We start from the raw sequence: 7,898 nt of genomic DNA, 5'->3' as shown, positions 1-7,898 counted from the left end.
CAGCCCATCACATTATATTTTAGTATTCTATAAACCTACGATTTTATCATCAATCTGAGAGGTTTACACAGAATAATGGACCTGTTGACAAAGTAAAGAAAAAGTACCTTCTTTATGGTAAAATATATGTAATAATTTTGCCATAGGAGGTACTTTTTATGATGGGAAGAATTGATAATCAAATGCAACTTCTTATTCTGGATCTAGACTCAATGATTCCGGAAAATCATTTGTTGAGACAGATTAAAAACAGTGTAAATTTTGATTTCATCTATGAAAAAGCGTCCTCTTTTTATTCACATACAGGAAGAAAATCTATTGATCCAGTTGTTATGATAAAGATGCTATTAATTGGATATCTTTATGGAATCAAATCAGAACGCAGATTGGAAGAGGAAGTTTCTTTAAATTTAGCATATCGATGGTTTTGTGAACTTGATCTGATGCAGAAGATTCCTGACCATAGTACTTTTAGCCAAAATCGTCGGAGACGTTTTAGAGATAATACTCTTTTCAGAGATATTTTTAATGAAATCATAATGCAATGTATAAATATGGGAATTGTAAGTGGTAATACGGTAGTTGGCGATGGATCATTTTTACCAGGAAATGTTTCTGTTAACAGTTCTATAGAAGTAATAGAGACAGTACAACAGTCTTCCATCCACTACCTTGATGAACTGGAAAAAGAAATGTCTGAAATTCCGGGCTATAAAGAACCTATAACGAAAGAAGTTACAAAGCGTACTCTGAAAAGTACAACAGACCCTGATTGTGGATATATAAACCAAAAAAGGAAAAGGGGGCTTGGTTATTTAACAGAGATGACGGTAGATACGGGACATGGTATAATCACAGGCGTTAATTGTTATCCAGCAAATCATCGTGAAAGTGATATTATTCTCAATCATGTAAAACAGCAACAAGAGGCCTTACCTATTGATATAAAGGTGCTGGCATTGGATGGCGGTTATGATGTTGGGGCTGTTCATAGAGGACTGGAATTACTTGGAATCGAAGGCTATACAGCAATTCGCGAATACCAGAATAATGCTTTAAAAAAGGGATTTACATATAATCAAGATAAAGACTGCTTTGTATGCGAAAATCAGAAAGAGTTAAATTTTCAAAGGCTTGTCTTCAAAAGAAGCACCTTGAATTATTATAGACTGTATTCTCGTGCCCGTAAACTGTGTAAAGATTGTCCACGACTTTCTATTTGCGAAATAGATCAAGGAGCTATTCGGATCAACGCCAGTGGGAATTATCCTGCATTTCATCGTAATAAACTAAAATATCATACACCTGAATATGTCAAAGTAATGCGTTTAAGAAAAATATGGGCTGAAGGCACTTTTTCAGTCTTAAAAAGGGAACACAATTTAAAAAGAATCCATAAAAGAGGGATTATTCGTGCGGAAGAAGAATGCCTCTTTTCAGCTATGGCATTAAATCTAAAACGACTGGTTAAGGCTATGTAATCAAAGCCTTAACCAGTCATTTTTTGAATATTTGATTAAATTCACAAGTGAGAAATCGCGAATATAAGTAGTTTGTCAACAGGTCCAATAATTTACACTACCTATTATTTATCTAACTTAAGTCCCGCCAGTGCCTGTGCAAATGCGTTATTCACCGGTTCGTCATTTTGTTGCTGCTGTTTCTTCAGATATTTCTGGACATCGCGCTTAGATACGCCGGCACCTTCTTTGGCACGACGGTTCTTGAATGCTTCCAACTTCTCTTTGTAGCCGCAGGAGCATACAAATGTCTCACTGTCCCCCTTTTTGATCAGTTCCATCTTCTTGTGACAGTTCGGACATCTTGCATTGCTGGTGCGTGCGATCGTCTCGCGGTAGCCGCATTCACGGTCCTGGCAGACCAGCATGCGGGAGTTCTTGCCTTTGACAGAGAGCATACGCTTGCCGCAGCGCGGGCATTTTGTATTAGTCAGGTTATCGTGACGGAAAGTTCCATCGGAAGTCTTGATATCCTGAATTAATTCTTTGGTGTAGCTTTCGATATCTTTGATAAATACCTGCTCTTTGTGTGCTCCTTTGGCAATCTTGGCAAGTTCCATTTCCCAGGAAGCGGTAAGCTCCGGTTTTTTCAAATCTTCCGGGACTAATTCCAGAAGCTGTTTTCCTTTGGATGTCAGAAGAATCTCATTTCCCCTCTTTTCCAGCAGGAAAGAGTGGAACAATTTTTCAATGATATCGGCTCTTGTCGCTACGGTTCCGAGTCCGCCGGTTTCACCGAGAGTTTTTTTCATCTTATTATCATCAGAAGACATATAACGTACCGGATTCTCCATGGCGGACAGAAGTGTCGCTTCTGTAAAACGGGCGGGAGCTTTGGTCTTACCGCTTGTGATATTCGTGCGTGTGACAGTCAGGGTGTCGCCTTTGTGGAGAACAGGAAGTGCCTGCTCTGAAGCCTTTAAGTACATATCATTATTTTGGAAATCTTCTCCAAAATCTTCAGAATCTTCATAATCCCCGTAAGCATCATACTGTGAAGCAGAGGAACCGGAAGATGCAGCATCGGCATATACGGCCTTCCATCCGGCGGCTTTGATGACCTTTCCTTTTGCAGTAAATGTTTCACCTGCGGCTTCAGCTTTCAGTGTAGTCTGCTCATATTCAAATGCCGGATAGAGGACGCTGATAAAACGGCGTACGACCAGATCATAGATCTTGCGTTCATTGTTCGACATATGTTCCATCTGGACATATTCTTCCGTCGGGATGATCGCATGATGGTCGCTGACTTTTTTATCATCTACGAAGGCTTTGCTTGTCTTAAGCGGTTTCTTTAAGAGCTCCGGAATATATTTCTTATAAGGTCCGATATTGCAGGCTTTCAGGCGCTCTTTGATCGTTGGCACAATGTCCGTGCCGATATAGCGGGAGTCTGTTCTTGGATAGGTGAGGACTTTGTGGTGCTCGTACAGACTCTGCATGATATTCAATGTCTCCTTTGCGGAGAAGCCAAAGCGCTTATTGGCATCGCGCTGTAATTCCGTCAGATCATAGAGGCCCGGGGAAGGTGTCCGCTTGGATGAGGTATGCACATCTGTCACGGTAAGCGTCTGGTTCTTTAATTTTTTATCAAGGCCGGTTATCAGGTCTTTGTTAAAGGAGCGCAGGGAACCGCTTTTCTTTTGCTGCCATGTCCATGTGACGATAGAAGCCATAGTGCCGACAGAACCACTGGTAACAGAAGTTGTACACCGCAGTCCATAATAATCTTCCGGTTTAAATGAACGGATCTGCTGTTCGCGGTGTGCGATCATGGCAAGTGTCGGTGTCTGTACACGTCCGCAGGAGAGCTGGGCGTTATACTTGCAGGTCAATGCACGGGTGGCATTGATCCCGACCAGCCAGTCTGCCTCTGCGCGGCTTCTTGCGGCATGATATAAGTCGTTGTACGCACGACCGTCCTTCAAGTGGGAAAACCCTTCTTTGATCGCTTTATCGGTAACAGAGGAGATCCACAGACGGCGGATCGGCTTATGACAGCCGGATTTGTCCAGGATCCAGCGGGCAACCAGTTCTCCCTCACGTCCGGCATCGGTTGCAATGATGATCTCAGAGACATCTTTCCGGAAAAGCTGTGTTTTTACATTATGGTATTGTTTGGATGTCTGTTTGATCACGACGAGCTCCCATTTCTTTGGAACCATCGGGAGATAAGACATATCCCAGGCTTTGAATTTCTTATCATATTCTTCCGGGTCTGCTAAAGTGACCAGATGGCCGAGTGCCCAGGTGACGATATAATTGCTGCCTTCGATCGCACCGGAAATGTTCTTGTGACAGCCGAGAACACGGGCGATATCGCGGGCAACAGATGGTTTTTCTGCCAGTACGAGTGATTTCATATATATATACTCCTTTCAGATATAGAAAAACCCCGAAAACATGATGTTTCCGAGGTTATATAAGAGGCGCCAACCAGATTTGAACTGGTGATAGAGGTGTTGCAGACCTTTGCCTTACCACTTGGCTATGGCGCCATGCCTTACGTACTGTTAAGTATAACAAATACGTAAGATGAAGTCAAGAAAATCTGTATGTTAAAATCCGAGATCTTCATTTACCAGAATGACTTTGATGCGCTGTGGTGTCTTGGAATATCTGGTGATCAGGATCTGACAGCAGATCGTATCCGGTGTTTTGCAGTCGAAACAGGCACCTGTTTTGCAACAAGGAGTGCTCAGGTTGAAACGCTGTGCGTTGATCGGCGCGGCTTCATTTCTTGCACGGGACATGGCAGAATCTACATCGCGTGTAACTTTATTCATTCCGATGATCATCAACACATTCCGTGGTCCGGCAGCGATAGAGGATACACGGTTGGAATGTCCGTCGATATTGATCATAATTCCATCTTCCGTGATCGCATTTGCACTGGTCAGGAAGTAATCACAATCATATGCCGCAAGCTCGATCTTGCGCTTATCTTCCGGTGTCGGTGCGGTATCGCGGTTGTATACCTGATAATTTCCCTGACAGACAGCTTCTTTTAAGCCGATCTCATTGACAGACATGGAACCGCCCCAGGAGATGCTGCTTCCTTCCGGGATTAATTCCAATGCTTTCTTCAGAGCCTCTTCTTTGGAGTCTGTATAATAAGCTTCCATGTTGCGGGCTGTAAGTTCTTTTACAATCTTTGCGCCTAACATCTGGTTTCGTTTGATTCGATTCTGATCCATAATGAATTCCTCCCACGTTTATGTTGTTTAGATATTTCTACTTGAAATTATAACACAGATTCAGGTCTGTAGTCTTTGAAATAATGTAGAAGATGAGAAAATGAACATTTATATACTGCGCTTTTCCAGTCTTAAAATATAAAAAGAAAGCATGATGTTTGTCCGGTTCTCATTGGTCAGGATATCATAATCCAGAAGTTCTTTTATCTTATTCAGTTTATACGACAGCGTATTCTTATGACAATAAAGTGCATCTGCGGTATGGATGATACTACAGTCATGATCAAAGTAGACTTCCAGGATATGCAGATAATCGGTATGATGCACAGCGTCATAGTCAAGAATCGGGCCAAGTGTGGAGTTCAGGAAATCCGTTGTCAGAGATTGATTGTGGATATCGGCCAGAAGTTTGTATACACCAAGCTTATTGTACTCAAGGAAGTTCTTCGGGAGAGCAGTTTTGGTGAGCTGATAGGCGGTAAATGCGGTCTCGTAAGAGCGGTGAATGTCTGTAAGCTGCGAGACCGTAGTTCCGATCCCGACATAGACATCGGAGTTATTCTGACAGACATCGTAGAGCTTCTGAGATATATCGTTTACAGATTCACCGGCAAACAATACGATCAGATGCTTCCCTTCTTCATATACGATCCCTTTAGACATGAAATAACGGATCTTCTTTTCCAGCTGTTCCAGGTAAGAATTACCGGAATCACTGTCATAAGTGTGGCAGCTGATCATGAGGACAGTATAGTTCATGTCGCGGAAGAATCCATTGCTTTCTAGAGGATTCAGATAGGAGTCTTCATTCTCGGGGTAATAGATCGCATTTTTCAAAGCAGCGGCAAGACTGGTCTCGCGGTGTTCGTTTTTTAACAGAATCTCAGAAAAGATCCGCATGATATCAATGAACGGAGTGTCCCAGGAAGTGGAGAACAGCGGAAGCTGTATTTCATTGCAATAGTCGATAATCTCCTGGGAAAATGCAGGACGTGATTTTACAGAGATGATCAGTCCGCTGGCGTGTGCGTCTTTCAATGACTTTAAGAACTCTTTCAGCCAGTCCTGAGAGGTAAAATTCAGACCTGAGTTAAAGATCAGTTCATCACCGTGGAGCAGATGGGAGAATTCACCCTGTTCGACGGTATGGATCCAGGTTACTTCTTTATCATAAAAACTATTGGTATGAAGGATGACATCAAATTGGTTGTTAATTGCTTCATACAGGGACTGTAATTTAATTGCCATAAGTGTGGTCCTCCTGATATATGTTGATCAGAGTATAGATATATTTTATCATAATTGTGTGTGACACACAATTTATGGAATAAAATCTGTCGATTAAAACTATATTCATAGTGAATTTCGTGTGATATATTGTATGAGAAGTACAAAAGAATGAATATTCAACCCCGAAAAATGTGCTTCTAAAAAATCCATTCTCTAGATTTTTAAAAGACGGAAAGCTCTTCAACGAAAGTTGAGGAGCTCAGACTGTAGACAAAGTCCCGGGCAGAAGTCCGGGTTTTTCTTTTATCAAGTTTTCCACATTCCTAACTTTTTTCCATAGATTTACCAAGAAAAATGGTTCGGTTATCAACTTTATTTTCCAAGGTTTTTCAAGCACTTCATGATATAATTAGGGTATCAGGAGGTAGTGCTTATGATGACGAAAAATGCAGATAAAAAAAGAGAACAAATACAGATGTTTTGTATGGATGATATGGTTCCTCAAAACCATATGCTTCGCTTGATAGACAAAGCGATTAACTGGAACTTCATTTATGAACTTGTTGAAGAAAAATATTCTCCTGATAACGGACGTCCAAGTATGGATCCAGTTATGCTGATTAAAATTCCTTTTATTCAGTACCTTTATGGCATAAAAAGTATGCGGCAAACAATCAAAGAAATTGAAGTAAATGTTGCATATCGATGGTTTCTTGGATTGGATATGTTGGATCCCGTACCACATTTTTCTACGTTTGGAAAGAACTATACACGTCGTTTTAAAGATACAGATCTTTTTGAACAGATTTTTTCAAAGATTTTAGAAGAATGCATGAAATTCAAATTGGTGGATACAGAACATATTTTTGTGGATTCTACACATGTGAAAGCATGTGCAAATAGTAAAAAGATGAGAAAACGGGTGGCACATGAACAGGCATTATGGTACGAGCAGGAATTAAAAGAAGAAATTCAGAAAGACCGGGCGGCACATGGGAAGAAACCTTTGAAAGATAATGATAAAAATGATTCTCCACCACCAACTGCAAGCGGAGGAGAAAGTTTTGCAGATGAAACAGAATCTCAGATTCCGGAAGGAGCAAAAACACAAAAGTGCAGCACCAGCGATCCGGAAAGTGGCTGGTTTCGTAAAGGAGAACATAAACATGTTTTTGCATATGCAGTAGAAACAGCTTGTGATAAACATGGTTGGATTTTAGGATATACTGTTCATCCCGGAAACGAACATGATAGCCGTACATTCCCGCTATTGTATGAGAAAATAAAAGATTTCAAACCGGATATGATGATAATGGATGCCGGCTATAAAACGCCTGCCATCGCCCATCTTCTCTTGGAGGATGGAATCCAACCTCTTTTTCCGTACAAACGACCAATGACGAAAGAAGGTTTTTTCAAAAAATATGAGTATGCCTACGATGAGTATTATGATTGTTACGTCTGTCCTGGAAACCAGGTTTTAAAATACAGTACAACAAATCGAGATGGATATCGTGAATATAAGAGTTGCGGATTGTTCTGTAGTAGTTGCCCATACTTGCATCAATGCACAGAAAGTAAAGATCATGTAAAAGTCATTACCAGACATGTATGGGAAGAATACATGGAGAAAGCAGAAGATATTCGCCATACAATAGGTAACAAAGAAATATATCAACAACGAAAGGAAACGATTGAGCGACTTTTCGGAACAGCAAAAGAACAACATGGTTTCCGTTACACTCAATACATAGGAAAAGCACGGATGGAAATGAAAGCCGGGCTTACGTTTGCGTGTATGAATTTGAAAAAGCTGGCAAAAATTTTAGAAATCAGGGAATCTAAAATGAAAGAATCTTGGAGTTTTTTAAGATTTTTATTAAAACAGAGGCTATTTACAGAAAAGTGGTGCTGGGGATAACTCCCAGCACCAACTTTGTCTACAGTCTGA

Annotated in this window: 5 protein-coding genes and 1 tRNA gene; 2 read left to right on the top strand and 4 right to left on the bottom strand. The window is 40.9% G+C overall.

The features are described from left to right. Window positions 1-158: 158 nt before the first annotated feature. On the top strand, window positions 159-1,481 hold the full coding sequence (locus tag GT508_RS14135) for a transposase (RefSeq protein WP_161144503.1): 1,323 nt from the start codon (window positions 159-161) through the stop codon (window positions 1,479-1,481). Between the two features lie 104 nt (window positions 1,482-1,585). Here GT508_RS14135 and GT508_RS14130 read toward each other — a convergent pair whose 3' ends face one another. From GT508_RS14130 to GT508_RS14115, 4 genes are all read right to left on the bottom strand, one after another. After that, window positions 1,586-3,883: a DNA topoisomerase III gene (locus GT508_RS14130; RefSeq protein ID WP_161144502.1), complete on the bottom strand. Its 2,298-nt coding sequence runs from the start codon at window positions 3,881-3,883 to the stop codon at window positions 1,586-1,588. 64 nt (window positions 3,884-3,947) lie between these two features. Next, window positions 3,948-4,018 (bottom strand) — tRNA-Cys (locus GT508_RS14125). 60 nt (window positions 4,019-4,078) lie between these two features. Beyond that, entirely contained in the window at window positions 4,079-4,717 is a 639-nt protein-coding gene (locus tag GT508_RS14120; protein WP_022415163.1) for a lactate utilization protein, read from the bottom strand. Between the two features lie 108 nt (window positions 4,718-4,825). Continuing rightward, window positions 4,826-5,965 (bottom strand): PucR family transcriptional regulator, encoded by a 1,140-nt coding sequence (locus GT508_RS14115; RefSeq protein WP_022415162.1) that lies wholly within the window; start codon window positions 5,963-5,965, stop codon window positions 4,826-4,828. Window positions 5,966-6,380: 415 nt separating this feature from the next. Here GT508_RS14115 and GT508_RS14110 point away from each other — a divergent pair, with 415 nt between their 5' ends. Next, window positions 6,381-7,868, top strand: a complete 1,488-nt coding sequence (locus GT508_RS14110; RefSeq protein WP_161144501.1) for an IS1182 family transposase — start codon at window positions 6,381-6,383, stop codon at window positions 7,866-7,868. The last annotated feature ends 30 nt before the right edge of the window (window positions 7,869-7,898 follow it).

The organism is Dorea sp. BIOML-A1 (assembly GCF_009875615.1).
Lineage (GTDB): Bacteria > Bacillota > Clostridia > Lachnospirales > Lachnospiraceae > Dorea_A > Dorea_A amylophila.
The sequence above is the reverse complement of the archived record's forward strand: the minus strand, read 5'-3'. Positions and strand labels throughout refer to the sequence as shown.

Coding starts and splice junctions, on each gene's coding strand:
- GT508_RS14135 (WP_161144503.1), top strand. CDS start 159: ATGATGGGAAGAATTGATAATCAAATGCAACTTCTTATTCTGGATCTA.
- GT508_RS14130 (WP_161144502.1), bottom strand. CDS start 3,883: ATGAAATCACTCGTACTGGCAGAAAAACCATCTGTTGCCCGCGATATC.
- GT508_RS14120 (WP_022415163.1), bottom strand. CDS start 4,717: ATGGATCAGAATCGAATCAAACGAAACCAGATGTTAGGCGCAAAGATT.
- GT508_RS14115 (WP_022415162.1), bottom strand. CDS start 5,965: ATGGCAATTAAATTACAGTCCCTGTATGAAGCAATTAACAACCAATTT.
- GT508_RS14110 (WP_161144501.1), top strand. CDS start 6,381: ATGATGACGAAAAATGCAGATAAAAAAAGAGAACAAATACAGATGTTT.